Consider the following 1748-nt stretch of genomic DNA (forward strand, 5'->3'; position numbering starts at 1 on the left):
TTGCCCTCCCCAGCAGACGTGGCAAAGAGTTCGATCACCGCGCCGGATCTGTCCGCCGTAGAGATAACCGTTGAGGTTCTTAGCAGGTGCCCAATCAGACAGCGGCCATGCTCTCAAAAGAGCGTCAACAAGGCCGGATTGTTGCGGGTCTTGGACAAGAACGGTTGATTGATACCAATCCCATCTAGCCATTGGCTGAACCCCCCGGTTTATAAGGCTTTCGAGGCTTCTTGGGATGTGCCTTCTCGGCAAGGGGGGAGATACCTGACCCCCGTGTTACTACATGGGGGTCGGCTGCGTCCGCATGAGCATCTTCCGACAGCTTGCCCATGAGCATATCGAGCTGAGAAGAAGCATCCCCAGCGACCGAAACGAGTTCGTTATGGAGACCTTCAACAACGCTCCGCAGACCACGCTTGACCTCGTTAGGTGCCTCCATAGCGGCCTCCAGAAGCGCCACAGTGCGCGTAAGGCTCGGAGCAACGGAATTGAGCAGATCCGCAATGATCGCGCCTCTAGTGCGCCCCTGGAGCTTTGCAAGACGTTCGATGACCTCATGAGTCGAAGGCTCCAAAGTGACTTGGACTCTAGGTTTAAGGGTAGGCATGGGAAAACTCCAGGTGGACACTTTGAGCCTGAGTGTGGTTCAAGGTGTCCACCTAGTCAAGAAGTGTGTCACTGACGCGCTAGCGCTTGTCCGCTGGGAGAGGTCTGGAGGCTGCGCAGCGCTACGCTAGCGCTTCCTCCAGACCTCTCCCAGCCACAAGAGATTGGACGCCAAAGGAGACAGCCCCTTGAGCCGGTAGGCGAATTGGCAAGACGTGAAGAAGGGTCGCCAGCTTGCTGGTGGGGCTACTTCACCTATCTTGCCCAGCAGTCAATCAGTCCCATCCCGTTCAGCCTTGGAATCATCTGCCGTTGCAGCAGCGATCTTTTGCCGTATCCGTGCCTTTGCCAGTCGGTGCGATTCGAGAGTGACAAAAACCGGGATCGGTAGCGCGTCCTGGTCATCAACAAAGCAAGGCACCGTCTCTGGTGTTAAATCCGAGTGTTTCATGCGGTGCACTCCGTCACTGGCTTAGCAATAGCGGTCTCAATAGCCAGTCCTAGAGCCTCCCACGATCCAACATCAGACGCCCATTGAGCCATGATCGCGCCGTACTGCTTGACCAGTGCAGCCCTAGCCCGCTCGGTGTCTGAACGCTTCCAGACGGTGCCTACTGCCTTCTTTTCGAGGTGATCCCAACCAATACACTTGAGCGCATCCGGAATCCAAGCAGCGCAAAAAGCATGTCCAGGCTCCCAGGTAGCAACAGCGGCTCGATGATCCCGTTTTGGCCTAACGCGGACTTCAAGGCGGACCCAGTTCCGAGGAGCGTCACCACCTTGCTCATAGCCTTTCTCGTAGAGCACCAGGCGAACTGGTGAGTCCTTGGACCCCAAATACAGAGTGCGACCCTCACCGCGGACCCAATCACCCTGTTGGTTGATAGCCAGACGATTGTCCTGGGCATGTTGAATCAGGCGAGCAGCCATCGAGTCAAAGAGGCCGTCTTCCTGCCAGTCTTCGCAAGTGTCCACCCTGGTGGGGAGATGGGGTTTACCAAACTCCCGGAGAGCCGCTGCAAGAGCCGGAGACTCATCACTGGTTGACTTGCAGTTGACCCCTGTTTGCCCTCCCCAGCAGACGTGGCAAAGAGTTCGATCACCGCGCCGGATCTGTCCGCCGTAGAGATAACCGTTGAGGT

At 56.9% G+C, this 1748-nt stretch carries 3 protein-coding genes; all 3 read right to left on the minus strand.

What is annotated here, in order from left to right:
- Positions 1-192 (minus strand): hypothetical protein (locus GHO41_RS30145; RefSeq protein WP_218580288.1); only part of this gene is annotated, 192 nt, incomplete at its 3' end.
- Between the two features lie 685 nt (positions 193-877).
- The gene (locus tag GHO41_RS29145) at positions 878-1057 is read right to left on the minus strand and encodes a hypothetical protein (protein ID WP_153334568.1); all 180 of its coding nucleotides are present in this window, start codon (positions 1055-1057) and stop codon (positions 878-880) included.
- Positions 1054-1748 (minus strand): replication initiation factor domain-containing protein (locus GHO41_RS29150; protein WP_178126615.1); only part of this gene is annotated, 695 nt, incomplete at its 5' end. The genes GHO41_RS29145 and GHO41_RS29150, both read right to left, overlap by 4 nt.

The sequence above is a fragment of the Pseudomonas sp. FSL R10-0399 genome, assembly GCF_009600165.1.
Taxonomy (GTDB): domain Bacteria; phylum Pseudomonadota; class Gammaproteobacteria; order Pseudomonadales; family Pseudomonadaceae; genus Aquipseudomonas; species Aquipseudomonas helleri.

Excerpts from the sequence above, each read along its gene's own strand:
- GHO41_RS29145 (WP_153334568.1), bottom strand. The coding sequence starts at position 1,057 with ATGAAACACTCGGATTTAACACCAGAGACGGTGCCTTGCTTTGTTGAT.